Below are 17,671 nucleotides of genomic sequence, written 5' to 3'. Positions count from 1 at the left end.
TGGTATTGAAGAAAATGGCGGAGCGGACGGGACTTGAACCCGCGACCCCCGGCGTGACAGGCCGGTATTCTAACCAACTGAACTACCGCTCCGGCGTTCTAGCAAATTGTCCGTAAGACAGCGTATCGCAGGCCTTGGTGGGTGCTGCGGGGTTCGAACCTGCGACCTTCGCCTTGTAAGGGCGACGCTCTTCCAGCTGAGCTAAGCACCCGGAAAGGCGAGCGAGTTTACGGCATCCTTCAGTTGTTTTCCAGCTTTGAACTTCGGCGCACGAGACGCCGCAATGGTGATGGTTTCACCCGTGCGAGGATTCCGGCCCATCCTAGCCGAGCGGTGACTGACGGAAAATGCACCAAATCCGACCAGAGAAACCGTACCACCCCGTTGCAGTGTCGAGGTGATATTGCTGAAGACAGATTCTACGGCGGCGCCCGCATCAGATTTTCCCAGACCCGTACTGGTTGCTACTGCGTCGATCAATTCGGCTTTATTCACTGGTGTATCCCTCATTCAAGTTGGTTGTAACCACTGCCCGAACATCACTTTGACCTCAATCGGCCTCAGTCCGGCAATTCCCTGTAAACACCGGCTGAACCGGTGAGGCAAATTGTTTATACCAAGGGCTAAATTTCGGTGTCAAATCGGCACGGCCCGGTAATACCCACCCCGGTGCCAAGCGACAGATTAATAACTTACAGGAAGAACCCGCTTAAGAAGGCTGATTTGTAAGGTGAATCTACAGACATTATGCACATCAGTGAGGTCTTAAACTGCCCCGCAACAACGGCCAGGCGGTCAGTGGGCCACCGGACGATCGCGCGTGGCTGGGCTGTCTTCATTGGCCGAATCAACGTTTGCCTCATCAGCATTGTCATCGATTGGTTCTGGGAGTCTTTCAAGCGCAAACCCAAAAACTTCGTCTAGCCAGCGAACCGGTTTGATCTCCAGACCCGCCTTCACATTATTGGGGATCTCCACCAGCTCTTTTTCATTTTCATGGGGGATCAGTACAACTTTGATGCCGCCCCGATGTGCAGCCAGTAGTTTTTCCTTAAGACCCCCTACAGGCAGCACTTCACCGCGCAATGTGATCTCACCCGTCATGGCGAGGTCAGAACGTACTGGAATACCGGAGATTGCAGACAATAACGCCGTACACATTCCAATTCCCGCACTTGGCCCATCTTTAGGTGTGGCACCCTCGGGTACATGTATGTGCACATCCTGTTTCTGGTAGAAATCCCGGTCTATGCCGTACTGTCTGGATCGGGTGCGAAGCACAGTCATCGCGGCCTGAATCGACTCCTGCATGACATCTCCTAGCTTACCGGTATAGCTCTGCTTACCTTTACCGGGCATCACCGCTGCTTCTATTGTTAGAAGTTCTCCACCGACTTCGGTCCATGCCAGACCAGTCACCTGTCCGACCCGGTTTTCGAGTTCAGCTTTGCCATAACGAAACTGGCGGACACCCAGATATTTCTGTAAGGACCGACTGGTGACTTTCACAGTCTGTTTTATCTCGTTGAGAATCAGTTCCTTAGCAACTTTGCGGCAGATTTTGGCGATTTCCCGCTCGAGTGACCTGACACCAGCCTCCCGGGTGTAGTAACGAACGATATCTACCAGAGCAGATTTGTGAAAAATGATCTCTTCATCATTAAGACCGTTGTTCCGTTTCTGCTTTTGGACAAGATAACGCGTTGCTATTTTGATTTTCTCATCTTCGGTGTACCCCGAGATACGGATGATCTCCATCCGATCCTGTAATGGACTGGGTATGTTCAAGGTATTGGCTGTTGCCACAAACATGACCTCAGAAAGATCATAGTCGACCTCAAGATAGTGGTCACCGAACTTGTTGTTTTGCTCCGGGTCGAGCACTTCCAACAGGGCAGACGACGGATCCCCTCGAAAGTCCATCGACATTTTGTCGACTTCATCAAGCATGAACAAAGGATTCTTCGTTCCTGCTTTTGACATGTTTTGAAGAATTTTTCCCGGTAGTGACCCGATGTAGGTTCTGCGGTGACCGCGTATTTCAGCCTCGTCGCGCATTCCACCCAGTGATATGCGTACGAACTTGCGATTTGTTGCTCGCGCTATTGATTCACCCAGTGATGTCTTGCCGACGCCTGGCGGTCCAACCAAACACAGAATGGGGCCTCTGACTTTGTTGATTCGCTGTTGTACAGCCAGATATTCCAGTATCCGCTCCTTGACTTTCTCCAGCCCGTAGTGATCTCGCTCAAGAATAGTCTCGGCCTTGGCGAGATCCTTCAAGACTCGCGTCCTCTTTTTCCACGGCACCTGCACCAACCAGTCGATGTAATTTCGGACAACTGTCGCTTCCGCTGACATCGGCGACATCATGCGAAGTTTTTTCAGTTCTGATTCGGCCTTTTCCAGTGCCTCTTTGGACATGCCAGCTTCTTCGATTTTTTTCTGCAGCTCATCCATTTCATTGGGGGCGTCTTCCATTTCGCCGAGCTCGTTCTGAATCGCTTTCATCTGCTCATTCAGGTAATACTCACGCTGACTTTTTTCCATCTGCTTCTTGACTCGCCCACGAATCCGTTTCTCGACCTGAAGGAGGTCGATTTCGGATTCCATGATGCCCAGAATATGTTCCAGCCGCTCACGTGAACTGGCGTACTCAAGGATCTTTTGTTTTTCTTCGTTTCTTAACGTCAGATGAGCGGCGATCGTATCGGCAAGCCGACCGGGTTCCTCAATGCCACTCAAGGATGTCAGTACCTCCGGTGGAATTTTTGGGTTGAGTTTGACGTACTGTTCAAATTCGGTAACCACCGTTCGAATCAGAACTTCAGACTCGCGCTCATCGATCAGTTCATCGTTGATGCCAACAGCGTCGACTTCAAAGGTTTCTTCAGATTGAACATATCTGACGATTGCGGCTCTGGCAGTTCCCTCCACCAGAACCTTTACGGTGCCATCGGGTAGTTTTAGGAGCTGCAGAATATTGGCCACCGTACCGACCTCATAAATTTGCTCAGGTGACGGGTCGTCATCTGCAGCGTCATGCTGGGCCGCAAGAAAAATCTGCTTGCCAGATTCCATGGCGTAGTCGAGTGCCTTAATCGATTTTTCCCGACCGACAAAGAGCGGGATCACCATGTGTGGAAACACCACGACATCACGCAACGGCAACATGGGATAGCGAACCTGTGGCTCCAATACTTCAGTTTGGGTATCGTCAGTCATGTTTGATCCGTGTGTTCTGTATTCCGTTTAAAGCGCGTCAAGCCAGTCGTGCGCTGGTGTCACATCTAATCTGGGGGCATCGCCCTGTTAATTCAAGGTGAAATCGCGTCTCAACTCAATTTAAGACCGCTGTGAAATTTTTCGTGGTTCTTCTTCGAAAACATATAGCGGCTGAGAGCTGTCTTCGATCACGCTGGAATCTACCGTCACCTTGCTCACGTCGTTCATTGATGGCAATACAAACATGGTCTCCAGCAGTGCTTTCTCCAATATAGAACGCAGTCCGCGGGCACCAGTCTTTCGATCCATAGCCTTTTTTGCAACAGCTATTAGAGCATCCTGTCGAATTTCAAGTTCCACATTTTCAAGTTCAAATAGTTTGCCAAATTGCTTGATCAGTGCATTTTTGGGCTCGGTCAGGATCGTTATCAAGGCTTCCTCATCCAGTTCCTCGAGTGTTGCGATCACCGGCATGCGGCCGACAAACTCGGGTATCAGTCCATACTTGATCAGATCCTCGGGTTCGAGGTCAGGTAGAAATTTACTTATACGATTAGCATTTGAGATGCTTTTGATGTCCGCACCAAAACCGATACCTGACTTTTCAGAGCGCTGCTGAATGACCTTCTCGAGTCCTGAGAATGCGCCGCCACAAATAAACAGCACGTTTCGGGTATCGACCTGTAGAAACTCCTGCTGCGGGTGTTTGCGGCCACCTTGTGGTGGTACCGAAGCGACAGTGCCCTCGATCAGTTTAAGTAGCGCCTGTTGAACGCCTTCCCCAGAAACATCACGGGTAATAGATGGGTTATCTGATTTACGCGATATCTTGTCGATTTCATCGATATAAACAATCCCAGCCTGGGCTTTTTCCACATCATAATCACACTTCTGGAGCAGCTTCTGAATGATGTTTTCAACATCTTCTCCGACATAACCGGCCTCTGTGAGAGTGGTTGCATCGGCAATCGTAAACGGTACATTGAGTTCCCGGGCCAGCGTTTCGGCCAGTAAGGTTTTACCTGATCCGGTCGGCCCGATCATCAGAATGTTGCTTTTTGAGATTTCGACTTCGCCTACAGCTTCTGCGTTCTCAATCCGCTTATAGTGATTGTATACGGCCACTGAAAGGACTTTCTTTGCCTCTGTCTGGCCGATGACGTAATCATCCAGCCGCTCACAGATTTCCTGCGGGGTCGGATAAGCTGCCTCGCGAGCAGCCTCGGCTTCTACATCTTCGGCCTCTTCACGAATAATCTCGTTACAGAGTTCCACGCACTCATCACAGACAAAAACCGATGGGCCCGCTATCAGCTTTCTAACTTCGTGCTGGCTCTTTCCACAAAAAGAACAATAGAGAAGCTTGTCATCTTTGTTGTCGCCATCGTTTCCGGCCATGCTACCTCCCCAATATCAACTGTTAACTCTGTAATGATCCGCCCAGGCCAGATCTTCAGGCGCGTGGGTCGTCTTCAAAAAAATTTACCACCTATGTAAGATGCAGTCTTTATAGCGTGAATGCAAGGGCTACACAATCGGGGTTCTTGGCGTGATAATCACTAGCCTTCACGCTGACTAATTACCCGGTCAATAATGCCGTATTCTGCAGCCTCATCTCCGCTCATAAAGTTGTCCCGCTCAGTGTCACTCTGAACAACATCTAGGTCACGTCCGGTATGTTTGGAAAGTATCTGGTTTAAACGTTCACGGATTTTCAGAATCTCTTTGGCGTGAATATCAATATCTGTGGCCTGGCCCTGGAACCCGCCCCAAGGTTGATGGATCATGATTCGTGAATGCGGTAGTGCAAACCGCTTTTCCGAAGCGCCGCCGGCAAGAATCACTGCACCCATGCTCGCAGCCTGACCCGTGCAAACGGTGCTGACATCAGGTTTTATGAATTGCATGGTATCGTAGACGGCAAGACCTGCGTTCACCTCACCGCCGGGACTGTTGACATAAAGATGAATATCCTTGTCCGGGTTCTCTGATTCCAGATACAGTAGTTGTGCGACAACCAGGTTGGCCACATGGTCGGTAATCGAGCCGACAATAAATACGACCCGCTCCTTGAGCAGACGAGAGTAGATATCGTAGGCACGTTCGCCTCGGCCAGTGGTTTCGATAACCATCGGCACCAAACCGAGATTCTGGGGTGCAGTCAGGGCGGGTTGCTTGGAATAATCTGTCACAGTTTCACCTCTATCAATATGATCGACCCGGATCACTATTGGGTAGTGTCAGCTACAGTCGGGTTCATTAAGTCCTCAAAGCTTACCTCGGTATCGGTAACGTCAGCGTCGGTCAGCAACGCTTCCACAACATAATCCTCGACGACTGCGGCCTCAACCTGCGACAAGCGACCCCTGTCTTCACTGTACCACTTAATGAACTGTTGAGGATCATCATAGCTAGACGCCATGTCCTCCAGTCGCTGGCGAACAGCATTATCGTCTGGCTTTATTTCTCGCTGTTTTACGATTTCATGCATGACCAATCCAAGTCGTACACGTCTTTCGGCTGAATTCTTGAACTGTTCTGGATCGACTGGCGTATCCGCAGGCAAGCCCTGCTGACGCATCTGGGCCCGGGCAGCCATAACCGACCGCTCAGTCTCTTCCCGGACCAGGGCCTCTGGCACTTCGAAATCATTCTCCAGGAGAAGTGCCCCCATCACCGCTTCATGGGTGTCACTGCGAATTTTTTGCGAACATTCCTTCTCCAAATTCTCCAGGATTTGGCTGCGGAATGCCTTATCGGTACCTTCTTCCACACCAAAACTCTTTATGAAATCCTCGTCGATCTCAGGTAGTTTCGGTTTTGCAACCTCACGAACATCGATACTAAACTTTGCCGGTTGACCCGCAATCTCTTCGTTTGGGTAATCATCAGGAAAAGTCAGTTCGACTGTACTTTGGTCACCTGTCTTCAGGTCATTTAACTGCTCCTCAAACTCCGGCAGCAACGTACTTCCCCCCAGTATAACGGGATAGTTTTCCGCTTCCCCGCCTTCGAAAGGTTCTCCGTTCACGGAACCTTTGAAGTCAATCAACAGGCGGTCACCCTCCTCAGCTGCTGATTCATCTGCCTCCCAGATTGTTTGGCGTTTGCGCAAAGTTTCGATTGTTCGACCCACATCCCCCTCTCCTGGCTGACAGGAATTACGAACAATCGATTTGCCGGCAATATCAGTTCGGGGAATCTGGGGAAACACCTCGAATGTGGCCACATATTCAAGATCCTGGCCGCGTGTCATCGTCCTGGGTTCAATTGATGGTGGGCCCGCTGCATCAACAGATTCCTGCACGACCGCATCACGATAGCTTGAACTGATCAGTTCTTCGGCTGCTTCATGCAGGACTTGCTCAGAATACCTCGCTTCAACTACCTTGAGTGGAACCTTGCCGGGCCGAAAGCCTGGAAGTTTTACAGTCTTCGCCAGCGTTAACAGCCTTGACTGAATATTCTGATCAAGATCTGCCGCAGGAATTTTGACTATCATTTTCCTGCCGATTGCACCGGTATTTTCAACAGAGACATCCATACGATGGTATTCCTGATTGTAGGAGGTGGACCCTGATTAATAACTTGAAACGCTGGTGCGAAAGGGGAGAGTCGAACTCCCACGGGTTACCCCACTGGCACCTAAAGCCAGCGCGTCTACCAGTTCCGCCACTTTCGCATCTGATCCTGTACAGACTTGAGAATGAGGCCAGAAGCTGAAATTGATCATATATGTTTTAGCAATTTGCATTTTTCACCAGTTCTGGTGGGCCGTGCAGGGATCGAACCTGCGACCCGCTGATTAAGAGTCAGCTGCTCTACCAACTGAGCTAACGGCCCTCACTGTGCTCCAGTGGCAATCCCATAAATTGCCGATCGTATCTTGGTTGTTGCAAGTCTGGGGTGACCGATGGGACTCGAACCCACGACGACCGGAACCACAATCCGGGGCTCTACCAACTGAGCTACGATCACCATATTCGGATAACCAGATCGGCAATTATCCAACAATTCAGGATGTTAAAGCCAGCGAATCCAGCTGTTCAAGAGGTCACGTCACCAAATTGGCACGCCCGACAGGACTCGAACCTGTAACCTACGGCTTAGAAGGCCGTTGCTCTGTCCGGTTGAGCTACGGGCGCCCGGCTCTCCTGAGGTTCCCAGTTAATGGTCGGGGCAGAGGGATTTGAACCCCCGACTCCCTGCTCCCAAAGCAGGTGCGCTACCAGACTGCGCCATGCCCCGATTCGTCAAAAAACATCCGAGGCGGATTCTACCGGAAATTGGCCACGGGGCCGATCATGGATGACTTGATTTACCATCCCACAGCCCCCATTTTTTGTAGATAGTCACAAAGATCGTTCGATCAAGCCCCACATCAGTAAGGACCCATGACCGATGACAACTGAACAAACCGTTGAAACCCGAAGTTTTCAGACCGAGGTGAATCAGCTATTACAGTTGATGATTAACTCACTGTATACGAACAAGGAGATCTTTCTTCGAGAGCTGATCTCCAACGCCTCGGACGCGTGTGACCGGCTGCGATTTTCAGCATTGACAGATGAACAACTGCTGGAGAACAGTAATGAACTGTCTCTGCACATCAGCTTCAATGAGAAGGATAGAACGGTCTCTGTGCGCGACAATGGAATCGGTATGGAGAAGGCTGAAGTAATCGACAACATCGGTACAATCGCCCGATCAGGCACCCGCCAGTTTCTGGATTCACTCAGTGGCGACCAATCCGCAGACACACGTCTGATTGGTCAATTTGGAGTCGGTTTCTATTCGGTTTTCCTGGTCGCAGAAAAGGTCGAACTCTTGACACGCAAAGCCGGTCAAGAACCTGAGACAGGAGTCCGCTGGACATCAGACGGCAGCGGTGAATACACGATCGAAAATACCACCCGTGTTGAACGAGGTACAGAAATTACACTACATCTTCGCAAAGAAGATAAAGAATTTGCCGAAGGGTATCGCCTCCGCAATATCATCGGAAAATACTCCGACCATATCTCTCTGCCGATCAAGATGCTGAGTTCGGATGAAAAACGAAAAGAGGAGTGGGAAACAGTCAACAAAGGTGCAGCGTTGTGGTCTAGACCGAAAACTGAAATTACGGAGGAAGAATACAAACAGTTCTACACCAACATCAGTTATGACAGCGAGGCCCCGCTCGTCACGCTGCATAATAGAGTTGAAGGTAATCTCGAGTACATATCGCTGCTCTTTATTCCATCAAAGGCGCCGTTTGATTTATGGGACCGCGAGCAGCGGCACGGTATCAATCTTTACGTGCGTCGAATCTTTATTCTCGATGATGCCAAGTACCTGATGCCAAGTTATCTTCGGTTTGTTCGGGGCGTGGTTGATGCAGCTGATCTGCCGCTTAATGTCTCCCGCGAGTTTCTACAGAACAACAAAAACATAGACCGGATTCGCACAGCCTCGGTAAAAAAAGTTCTCAACGAGCTGAAACGGATAGCCGAAAACGATCCAGACACCTACGCACAGTTTTGGAAGGAATTTGGCAAAGTTCTAAAAGAAGGCATGGTCGAAGACCAGGAGAACCAGAAACCCCTGGCCAAATTATTGCGTTTCTGCACAACCCATGACGATGAAGAAACACAGACAGTATCGCTGGCGGATTACGTTAAACGGATGCCGATGAAACAGAAGGGAATCTACTTTGTCACGGCAGAGTCATACGCAGCAGCCAGCTCATCGCCACATCTGGAGATATTCCGAAAGAACAATATCGAAGTTCTTCTACTAACGGACCCAGTTGACGAGTGGCTCGTTACTTCCCTCAGTAACTATGAGGAAAAATCTTTGAAATCGATAGCAAAGGGTGCGTTGGACCTGGATGAATTTACAAGCGATGACCAGAAAAAAGCCGCCGAGGAAAAAGGCAAAGACCTTGCCGGACTGGTGGAAAAGATAAAAGCAGTACTTGGTGACAGGGTAAAGGAAGTCCGTGTGAGCCATCGTTTAACAGATTCACCGGCTTGCCTGGTTGCCGACGAACATGATCTCGGCGGCAACCTCGAGCGCATCCTGCAGGCCATGGGACAGGATGCGCCGGACGCTAAACCGATTATGGAAATTAATGCTGACCACCCGCTCATCAAACAACTGGCGCCTGAGCACGAGCGACTGGAAGAATGGTCTATGGTTCTTTTTGACCAAGCTGCATTGAGCGAAGGCGCGCGGCTTTCCGAACCGGCAGCCTATGTCAAACGAGTGAACGACTTACTGGCCCGGGCCAGTCTGCTAACAACCTGAGGTTCATGGAAGGTCAAATAGTACCAGTTCGCGCAGCAAAGAAGTCGCATAACAACCACGACCCAGCGTAAATACGAGCCTGGGATTTCTGTCGTGGGTCCACTTCAGAACCAGGTCATCGAAGGTAGCGCGTAGTGCGCGCCGTGCCGGTTTTACACCGGTTCGGGCAACACTATCCCGTAATTCTGCTTCGCCTTCAAGCCAACTGCACTCACGCTGCCAAGCTGGCTGACCCTGGACAGCTTTTACGTCTCCCCATAAAGGGCCACTGACATGAACATCCAGACCGGCCAACCGCTCCGGAAGCAACGGGTCGTCCTGCTCAGCAGTAAAGTGGGATCGGCTGCCATCAAGCATCATGATGTCACCAGGCAGAGGCCGAGCCCACGTACTTTCACGCAGTCTTTGACCAAGAACGATATTGAATAACCAGCTCCGCGCTGCTGAAAGCAACATCTGATGGCTGGGCCGGCGAAGTCGAACAGCATCGGTACCCAAGATCCTGCGCGCTTCACCGATATTTCTACCCCGGTGGCCAAATCGCTGGCTTCCAAAATAGTTTGGGAAACCCCGGCGCTGAAGGTTCAGAACACGTTGTTCTAGATCTGATGCACAGCCTTTAAACTCACTCAGACGAATGTCAAAAGCATTGCCACGATGACTGCCGCGCCGCAGCTTTCTACCATGCCTGCACTGCTTTTCCACGTTCCAGCCTTGACCCGCGATGGGACTGGAGGCAGCACCGACGCTCTGGGCCGGTACACTGAACCACTGCCTGGCTACAGCCTGTTTATCTTTTCGCCCGGAATAGCCAACATCCACTAACCGCACACCAAATATTTGTGACAACTCGCGCGCAACATCGGCAGTATTTCGATTGATCTTAAGAATCCTAAACAGGTAATGCTGCCCTGTTCCATCGGGTTCAAATCCCAAAATCTCATCGACTTTGAAGTGCTCCGGACTGACTTTTATGCGTGCTGAAGCTTGCGGCCGGTCGACCATAAAGGGCAGATCCACAGGCATAGTTCAACTCAACTTGAAGTGTGCCGCCGCACCGGTATAGTGTCAGGCTGCTTCCTTGGGACTACCACTGAATTCCCGCGCATCGCCGACCCAGTCCAGATTCCCACTGAGGTCAGATATCGGGTTACCGTTTTGATCAACACAGTTCTGGCCAAACACAAGAGATTCCGTCACCCGGGCACGTGAACCAAGACGACTGTATTCAAACAGTATACTTCGAGATATACGGGCACCACTTTCGATGAGGCATCCCTGACCGATCCAGGTCGGACCGATAATTTCACATCCTGGTTCGATCCGGGTTCCTGATCCGACATAGATTGGACCTTCTGCCCGGATCTCATCCCAGTCCACATTAACGTTCAACCCGGTCCATATCCTGGGTAGGCGTTCTTTACCCGGCATCAGTGCACCTTTGAGCATACCGCGCATGAGCTGCTGATTAGCTTCCCAGTAGTCACTCAGCTGGCCGATATCAATCCAGTTAAAAGGTGCACTGATTGCGTGAAAAGACAATCCTTCGGCAAGGAGCTGGGGGAACAGCTGACTGCCAATATCATATTCCTCATCGACCGGAATGTGTTCAACAACCTCGGGTTCGAAAACATAGATTCCAGTGTTGACCAGATTGGAACGGGCTTCTTCCAGCTCAGGTTTTTCCTGGAATGACACGATACGCCCAGCGTCATCACAGACGACGACACCGTAGTTGGAGACCCGCTGTCTGGGCACCTCTTTGACAACAACACTTGCGATCGCTCCGGACTTCCAGTGACTGCGTAGAACCTCAGTAAGATCAAGATCGATCAAAGCGTCGCCACAAACCACCAGAAAGGTGTCATCGAAAAACCCGGCAAAATCCTGGATCCGGCGGATACCCCCGGCAGAACCGATTGGCTGAGCCACCGTATGGCCATCCTGAAGATAGCCCTCAAACGAGTAGCCAATCTCGACCCCCCATCGGCGACCGTCGCCAAAATAGTTCTCAATGGTATGTGCGAGATGACTGACATTCACCATGATCTGATCGAAACTGTGTCGGGCCAATTGCTCCACCAGATACTCCATGACGGGCTTACCCAGAACAGGGATCATTGGTTTGGGCATCTTGTACGTCAGTGGCTGGACCCGTGTGCCCTTACCGGCAGCGAGAATCATTGCCTTCATAAACTAAACCGCTAAGCTAGGATTCAGCAGATTCTACTGCCACCGGGCAGCGTAACCAAATCACGAATGACAAAGCGGCGACCGGATTAATGGTGAATTCAGGCGACCTGCACGCTGGGCTGGGTGTAGCGCTTCAGAGTAAAACCTGTACCGTCAAAATCACTGACAATCGTATCACCACTGGTGAACTGACCGGACAAGATCGACTGCGCGAGCGGGTTCTCTAGTTCTGACCGTATCGTGCGTTTGAGTGGTCGTGCACCATAAACCGGATCGAAACCCAGGTCGGCTAAGCGCTCGATCGCTTTTTTACTGACCTGCAGATGTAGATCCCGGTCTGCCAACCGTCGTGCCAGCTGGGCAATCTGTATTCTTGCGATCTCGCCGAGCTGCAGACGGCTTAGCGGATGAAACACCATCATCTCATCAATCCGGTTGACAAATTCGGGTCGGAAATGCTGCCTGACCACGTCCATTACAGCAGCTGTCATAGCCTGGTAGTTGTCTTCGCCGGCCAGTTGCTGAACCTGATTTGACCCCAGGTTCGATGTCATGATGATGATCGTATTTCGGAAATCGACCGTTCGGCCCTGACCATCAGTGAGACGACCATCGTCAAGCACCTGAAGGAGAATGTTGAAAACCTCAGAATGCGCCTTCTCGACCTCGTCGAGAAGGATGACTGAATAGGGCCGTCGTCGGACGGCTTCGGTCAGATAACCGCCTTCCTCATAACCGACATACCCCGGTGGGGCACCGATAAGCCGGGCGACCGCATGCCTCTCCATGAATTCGGACATATCAATCCGAACCATCGCGTCTTCGCTGTCAAACAGAAATTCAGCCAGTGCCTTGCACAACTCTGTCTTACCGACACCGGTTGGTCCGAGGAAAAGAAAGGAACCGTAGGGTCGACCTGGATCAGACAGACCAGCGCGTGACCGTCGAACCGAGTCTGCGACCACACGAATTGCCTCGTCCTGCCCTATGACCCGTTCGTGGATCTGATTTTCCATCCGTAACAGTTTTTCACGCTCGCCTTCAAGAATTCTTGAAACAGGTATGCCGGTCCACCGGGCAACGACTTCGGCAACTTCTTCGGCGCCGACCCGATTGCGTAGAAGCTGTGTGTCACTTTCTACAGAACTGGCGGCTTCGAGCGCTTTATCCAGTTCCGGGATGCGGCCATACTGTAATTCAGACATCCGGCCCAGATCACCAGCACGTCGGGCTGTTTCCAGCGCCTGTCTTGAACGGTCAAGTTCTTCCTTAACGTGTTGAACGCCGTAGACTGCGGCCTTTTCAGCACGCCAGATCTCTTCGAGGTCAGCATACTGCCGCTCCAGATCGGAAATCTCGCTGTCCAAACCCTGCAAGTGCTTCTGGCTTGCCTCATCCGTGTCCCGGTTGAGCGCCTCACGTTCAATTTTCAGCTGTATAAGCCGACGATCCAGCTTGTCCATCGCTTCTGGTTTGGAATCTATCTCCATACGAATTCGACTGGCTGCCTCATCGATAAGATCAACCGCCTTGTCAGGTAACTTTCTGTCAGCGATGTAACGATGTGAGAGAGTCGCGGCGGTAACAATCGCAGGATCGGTAATGTCAACACCGTGATGTACTTCGTATTTTTCCTTGAGACCTCTCAAGATGGCCACTGTATCCTCTACACTCGGTTCGACAACCAAAATTCTCTGGAAACGTCGTTCCAGGGCGGCGTCCTTCTCCAGGTGAGTACGATATTCATCCAGGGTTGTGGCACCGATACAGTGCAGCTCGCCACGCGCAAGCGCTGGCTTGAGCATGTTGCCCGCATCCATGGCGCCTTCAGCTCGCCCGGCACCCACCATCGTATGTAACTCATCGATAAACAGTATGATCTGGCCTCCCTGCCTTTCCAGATCACTCAATACCGCCTTTAGACGCTCCTCAAATTCGCCTCGAAACTTGGCACCGGCAATCAGTGACCCCATGTCAAGCGACAGCAGCCGCTTGCCACGAAGGCTCTCGGGAACCTCTCCATTGATAATGCGCTGTGCCAAACCTTCGACGATTGCTGTTTTTCCAACGCCTGGCTCTCCGATCAGCACCGGATTATTCTTGGTTCTTCGCTGAAGTACCTGCACGGTACGGCGGATCTCGTCATCCCGGCCTATTACCGGATCGAGCCTGCCTTGTTCGGCCCGTTCGGTAAGATCTATAGTGTATTTATCCAGCGCCTGACGCTGGTCTTCCATATTCGGATCATCAACCTGCTGACCACCTCGCATTGTGTCGATTGCATCATTAACAGCCTTAGGGTCCGCTCCATTTATCTGTAACAGCCGGCTGAGTTCAGTGTTTGCTTTGACTGCCGCGAATATGAACATCTCGCTAGAGATGTACTGATCGCCCCGCTGCTGGGTGAACTTGTCGCTCACATTTAAAAGACGCGCAAGTTCGTTAGACAGCTGAACATCACCTTCACTGCCTTCAACTTTGGGCAGTCGTTCGATAGCCTCACTGAGTTGCGAACGCAGCTTATGGACTTGGACACCTGCCTGCGTCAACAGATGGCGTGTACCGCCGCCATCCTGCTCCAGCAGAGCCACCATCAGGTGCAGCGGCTCGATAAATTGATGGTCACGGCCGACCGCCAGACTCTGGGCATCCGACAGAGCCGACTGGAATCTAGAAGTTAACTTGTCCATTCGCATAGTAAGCTCCGTGACAAAAGCTATAGGGTTCTGAACTCTGCATACATCTAAAATGGGGCCAGACAGGCCTCAAATCAAGCACTGACCCGATATTCCCTGGGCAGTCGCGCGCAAAAAAGGGTGCAGTTCAACAAGACCGCACCAAACACCTGGTTGTGACCTGCGTCAGACGGTCTCTGCGCTATGAGCCGTGCGGCCTCGGTGTTGGACGATCAAATCCTCAAGTTCTGCCACGGTTACTGCGCCGACCACCACATCAAGGTATTCAGCCTCGGGGGAGACAAGAAACGTTGAGGGCAAGCCTTTGAGTGGTTCAAACGGTATCAGCGGTTCCTTACCAATGCGAAGCACCAGGTAGTTGATACCTGACGACGCAACGAATTCTTTGACATCCGCCAGCGGCGTGTTTTCAAAATTCACTCCGACCACGACTACCTCCGATCGATAGCGCGACTGGAAGGTAATGAGTTCCGGGATCTCTTTCAGACACGGGCCACACCAGGTCGCCCAGAAGTTGATCACCACCCATTTGCCTCGAAAATCGGACAATCGGTGACGATCTCCGCCAAGGTCCAGCAGTTCAAATTCAACCGCGTTGGTTGTCGGAGTCCACAGTAGCAGGCACACCACAATCGCAAGCCACTCAGCGAATTTTCTTGCAGCGCGGGGGAATGTTTTGAGAAACATCGAAAGAACGTGAAATCCGCTTGTTTGATCAGGTCAGCCAGATCAGAGATGCCATGCGTCCACAGGGTGCTGATCGACGATGCGAAAACCATTTGCCGGGCGCACTGAAGGTGCACAGTCCACTTGAACCGACCGTCTCTACACCAGCGCGTCTGAGGCGCTGTTCGACCATTCCTGGCAGATTTGCCAGCCAGCCCGTCTCAGTTCTGGTGAAATTACTGTCATGATCCCGACAGACCTTGAGCAGTCGCCCCCGCACATCATCACCCACCTCGTAGACAGTGGGCCCAATCGCCGGTCCGATCCAGGCGAGAACTTGGGCCATCGGTTGGGGAATAAGGTCCAATCCGGACTCGACAATTCCCGCTTCCAGTCCACGCCAACCGACGTGGAGTAATGCGACGAATTGACCGGGCCTGTCGGTTATAAACAACGGCACACAATCGGCGCTTAGAACGGCACAGACAGCCCCACGGCTAAGGGAGATGCTGCCGTCGGCAAGACCAGAAAAATCGCCATCGTCGAGTTGAACAACCTGACTGCCATGCACTTGTTCCAGCCAGTGCGGGTCAGCTGGACAGCCAGCGCTCGACCGTATCAGGCTGCGGTTCTTCGCCACGTGAGCGGCATCGTCACCGACATGGTCAGCGAGATTGAGTCCTTGATAATCGCCTTTACTGTATCCCCCTAAACGCAGCGTCGTCAGTGCCCGCACATGAAAAGGTGCTGACCACTGTGGGCTTACATAGTCGATCTCAGTCTCTGTCATGGATCGGATCACTGCTCTGAGCGCAAAGTGCTTAAGAGTTGCGCCAGATCAGGCGGCTCTGGGCTCTTCCAATCCAGGGATTCACCTGTTCGCGGATGCGCCAGGGTCAGTGAGCGGGCGTGCAATGCCTGTCGTTTAAATCCCCGGAGCGTTTCGGCGAACTTATTACTTGCACCCGCTGGTATGCGGAGACGTCGCCCGTAGAGTGCATCACCAACCAACGGGTAACCGGCCCAGGAAAGGTGTACTCGAATCTGATGGGTGCGGCCGGTCTCCAGTTCAACCGATATAAGCGCGTGAGCACGAAATTTCTCCTCGACCCGATAACGTGTTACCGCAGGTTTGCCAACTGGACTCACTGCCATCCGTAAACGGTTTCGCGGGTGACGACCAATGGGTTGATCCACGGTCCCACCGGAAATTGGTATTCCGTCAACCACCGCCAGGTAGCACCGAGACACCGCGTGGCACTCGAGTGCGCGAATCAACTCGCTGCGGGCATGTTCATTTCGAGCTACAACCAGCAAGCCGGTTGTGTCTTTATCGATGCGGTGGACCAGGCCGGCACGGGGTAATGCAGCCAGCTCCGGAAAGTGATAAAGAATGGCATTAGCCAATGTGCCAACAGGATTACCTGCACCCGGATGAACAACCAGGCCGGCTGGTTTATCGATGACGAGAATATCGGCATCTTCATAGACCAGCTCAAGTGGCAGGTCCTGAGGCTGCCAGGCCACAGGCTCTGGTCGGGGCACTTCGAGGCGAACGGCTTCCCCTCCCGATACCAGTTGCCGCCCTTGGGGAATCCGTCCCTGTATAGTTACCCGCCCTTGCCGGATCCACAGTTGTAGCTGTGAACGGGAGTAAGGCGGAAATACCGCTGTCAGGACCTTGTCCAGTCGCTCCCCGCGCGCGCGATCGGGGATTACCGCATTCATCACTGTCGTGCCATCTTCCATGGGAGCAACAATCGATTACCTCGTGCCTTCAGGCCAGCAGTATAATTTATTGAAACGACGACCGAGTTCCTCTAATAATGCCAAAAACGTATAGGTTCGCCCTGATAATCCTCCTGCTGACCAGTCTGGTTGGAGGTTGTTCTCTGTTGGAGGACGAAGACGAAACTCTGAACTGGACCGCGGAAATGTTTCTGCAGGCCGCCCGTGAACAGGCAGAGGGAGAATATTGGGAAGAGGCAATCACCTACTATCGAAAATTACAAGGCAGATTTCCTTACGGCGTATTTTCCGAGCAAGCTCAACTTGAAATCGCCTACGTATATTACAAAAGCAACCGGCCCGCATTGGCCATTGCTGAGGCCGACCGATTCATTCAAATGCACCCGGTCCATGCCAATGTCGACTATGCCTACTATCTCAAAGGTCTAGCTGGCTTTAAGCCTGAACGCGGCTTTCTGAGTGCGATAACAGGCAGTGATCCCAGCGCCCACGATACTGGACCCGTACGCGACGCCTTTGACGCCTATCGCGAACTTGTCACACGATTTCCCAACAGCACCTATGCGCCGGATGCCAAGAAAAGACTGGTAGAGATCGTTAATGTCCTCGCCATGCACGACGTTCAAATTGCACGGTATTACCATGCACGCGGTGCACACGTCGCTGCACTCAATCGCGCTAAACAGGTATTGGAAACCTATCAGACATCGTCGGCTGCTGAACATGCACTCGAAGTGATGATCGAAGCCTACAAAGAAATGGGTTTGGCCGAGTTAGGCCACGATGCGGAGCGAGTGCTTCGTTTGAACTATCCTCACAGCAGCTACCTACCCGAAAATCACTGACACCGG

At 51.9% G+C, this 17,671-nt stretch carries 13 protein-coding genes and 7 tRNA genes; 2 read left to right on the top strand and 18 right to left on the bottom strand.

Features of this window, described 5'->3' with window-relative positions; all coding sequences use genetic code 11:
* Positions 1 to 15 precede the first annotated feature (15 nt).
* From MK323_01815 to MK323_01760, 12 genes are all read right to left on the bottom strand, one after another.
* A tRNA-Asp gene (locus MK323_01815) sits at positions 16 to 92 on the bottom strand.
* A 43-nt stretch (positions 93 to 135) separates the two neighbouring features.
* A tRNA-Val gene (locus tag MK323_01810) sits at positions 136 to 211 on the bottom strand.
* Positions 202 to 495 (bottom strand): HU family DNA-binding protein, encoded by a 294-nt coding sequence (locus MK323_01805; protein ID MCH2480894.1) that lies wholly within the window; start codon positions 493 to 495, stop codon positions 202 to 204. The genes MK323_01810 and MK323_01805 overlap by 10 nt, the downstream gene beginning before the upstream one ends.
* 300 nt (positions 496 to 795) lie before the next feature.
* Positions 796 to 3,225 (bottom strand): endopeptidase La, encoded by a 2,430-nt coding sequence (lon, locus tag MK323_01800; GenBank protein MCH2480893.1) that lies wholly within the window; start codon positions 3,223 to 3,225, stop codon positions 796 to 798.
* A gap of 120 nt (positions 3,226 to 3,345) precedes the next feature.
* Complete coding sequence (clpX, locus tag MK323_01795; GenBank protein MCH2480892.1) at positions 3,346 to 4,623, bottom strand: ATP-dependent Clp protease ATP-binding subunit ClpX; 1,278 nt, start codon at positions 4,621 to 4,623, stop codon at positions 3,346 to 3,348.
* A gap of 161 nt (positions 4,624 to 4,784) precedes the next feature.
* Positions 4,785 to 5,366, bottom strand: a complete 582-nt coding sequence (gene clpP / locus MK323_01790) for an ATP-dependent Clp endopeptidase proteolytic subunit ClpP (protein MCH2480891.1) — start codon at positions 5,364 to 5,366, stop codon at positions 4,785 to 4,787.
* 86 nt (positions 5,367 to 5,452) lie between these two features.
* Positions 5,453 to 6,769, bottom strand: a complete 1,317-nt coding sequence (gene tig, locus MK323_01785) for a trigger factor (protein ID MCH2480890.1) — start codon at positions 6,767 to 6,769, stop codon at positions 5,453 to 5,455.
* 53 nt (positions 6,770 to 6,822) lie between these two features.
* Positions 6,823 to 6,907 (bottom strand) — tRNA-Leu (locus MK323_01780).
* A gap of 85 nt (positions 6,908 to 6,992) precedes the next feature.
* Positions 6,993 to 7,068 (bottom strand) — tRNA-Lys (locus MK323_01775).
* Positions 7,069 to 7,127: 59 nt separating this feature from the next.
* Positions 7,128 to 7,203: transfer RNA gene (locus MK323_01770), tRNA-His, on the bottom strand.
* A 90-nt stretch (positions 7,204 to 7,293) separates the two neighbouring features.
* Positions 7,294 to 7,370, bottom strand: a tRNA-Arg gene (locus MK323_01765).
* A gap of 26 nt (positions 7,371 to 7,396) precedes the next feature.
* Positions 7,397 to 7,473, bottom strand: a tRNA-Pro gene (locus MK323_01760).
* Positions 7,474 to 7,626: 153 nt separating this feature from the next.
* Here MK323_01760 and htpG point away from each other — a divergent pair.
* A complete protein-coding gene (gene htpG / locus MK323_01755; protein MCH2480889.1) occupies positions 7,627 to 9,516 on the top strand; it encodes a molecular chaperone HtpG in 1,890 nt (629 codons plus the stop codon).
* Positions 9,517 to 9,519: 3 nt separating this feature from the next.
* Here the strand turns inward: htpG and MK323_01750 are convergent, their stop codons facing one another.
* The 6 genes from MK323_01750 to rluD form a co-directional block, all read right to left on the bottom strand.
* Positions 9,520 to 10,542, bottom strand: a complete 1,023-nt coding sequence (locus MK323_01750) for a tRNA pseudouridine(13) synthase TruD (protein MCH2480888.1) — start codon at positions 10,540 to 10,542, stop codon at positions 9,520 to 9,522.
* A gap of 42 nt (positions 10,543 to 10,584) precedes the next feature.
* Positions 10,585 to 11,709, bottom strand: coding sequence for an NDP-sugar synthase (locus MK323_01745; protein MCH2480887.1), 1,125 nt, complete (start codon positions 11,707 to 11,709; stop codon positions 10,585 to 10,587).
* Between the two features lie 98 nt (positions 11,710 to 11,807).
* Positions 11,808 to 14,405 (bottom strand): ATP-dependent chaperone ClpB, encoded by a 2,598-nt coding sequence (gene clpB, locus MK323_01740; protein ID MCH2480886.1) that lies wholly within the window; start codon positions 14,403 to 14,405, stop codon positions 11,808 to 11,810.
* Between the two features lie 165 nt (positions 14,406 to 14,570).
* Positions 14,571 to 15,092 (bottom strand): TlpA family protein disulfide reductase, encoded by a 522-nt coding sequence (locus MK323_01735; protein MCH2480885.1) that lies wholly within the window; start codon positions 15,090 to 15,092, stop codon positions 14,571 to 14,573.
* 28 nt (positions 15,093 to 15,120) lie between these two features.
* Positions 15,121 to 15,861 (bottom strand): peptidoglycan editing factor PgeF, encoded by a 741-nt coding sequence (pgeF, locus tag MK323_01730; protein ID MCH2480884.1) that lies wholly within the window; start codon positions 15,859 to 15,861, stop codon positions 15,121 to 15,123.
* Between the two features lie 8 nt (positions 15,862 to 15,869).
* Positions 15,870 to 16,820: a 23S rRNA pseudouridine(1911/1915/1917) synthase RluD gene (rluD, locus tag MK323_01725; GenBank protein ID MCH2480883.1), complete on the bottom strand. Its 951-nt coding sequence runs from the start codon at positions 16,818 to 16,820 to the stop codon at positions 15,870 to 15,872.
* A 77-nt stretch (positions 16,821 to 16,897) separates the two neighbouring features.
* Here rluD and MK323_01720 point away from each other — a divergent pair, with 77 nt between their 5' ends.
* A complete protein-coding gene (locus MK323_01720; GenBank protein MCH2480882.1) occupies positions 16,898 to 17,665 on the top strand; it encodes an outer membrane protein assembly factor BamD in 768 nt (255 codons plus the stop codon).
* The last annotated feature ends 6 nt before the right edge of the window (positions 17,666 to 17,671 follow it).

The organism is Gammaproteobacteria bacterium, assembly GCA_022450155.1.
GTDB lineage: Bacteria > Pseudomonadota > Gammaproteobacteria > Arenicellales > UBA868 > REDSEA-S09-B13.
Note: the sequence above shows the minus strand (reverse complement) of the source record. Positions and strands in the feature narration are given on the sequence as shown.

Excerpts from the sequence above, each read along its gene's own strand:
- lon (MCH2480893.1), bottom strand. The coding sequence starts at position 3,225 with ATGACTGACGATACCCAAACTGAAGTATTGGAGCCACAGGTTCGCTAT.
- clpX (MCH2480892.1), bottom strand. The coding sequence starts at position 4,623 with ATGGCCGGAAACGATGGCGACAACAAAGATGACAAGCTTCTCTATTGT.
- tig (MCH2480890.1), bottom strand. The coding sequence starts at position 6,769 with ATGGATGTCTCTGTTGAAAATACCGGTGCAATCGGCAGGAAAATGATA.
- htpG (MCH2480889.1), top strand. The coding sequence starts at position 7,627 with ATGACAACTGAACAAACCGTTGAAACCCGAAGTTTTCAGACCGAGGTG.
- MK323_01750 (MCH2480888.1), bottom strand. The coding sequence starts at position 10,542 with ATGCCTGTGGATCTGCCCTTTATGGTCGACCGGCCGCAAGCTTCAGCA.
- MK323_01745 (MCH2480887.1), bottom strand. The coding sequence starts at position 11,709 with ATGAAGGCAATGATTCTCGCTGCCGGTAAGGGCACACGGGTCCAGCCA.
- clpB (MCH2480886.1), bottom strand. The coding sequence starts at position 14,405 with ATGCGAATGGACAAGTTAACTTCTAGATTCCAGTCGGCTCTGTCGGAT.
- MK323_01735 (MCH2480885.1), bottom strand. The coding sequence starts at position 15,092 with ATGTTTCTCAAAACATTCCCCCGCGCTGCAAGAAAATTCGCTGAGTGG.
- pgeF (MCH2480884.1), bottom strand. The coding sequence starts at position 15,861 with ATGACAGAGACTGAGATCGACTATGTAAGCCCACAGTGGTCAGCACCT.
- rluD (MCH2480883.1), bottom strand. The coding sequence starts at position 16,820 with ATGGAAGATGGCACGACAGTGATGAATGCGGTAATCCCCGATCGCGCG.
- MK323_01720 (MCH2480882.1), top strand. The coding sequence starts at position 16,898 with ATGCCAAAAACGTATAGGTTCGCCCTGATAATCCTCCTGCTGACCAGT.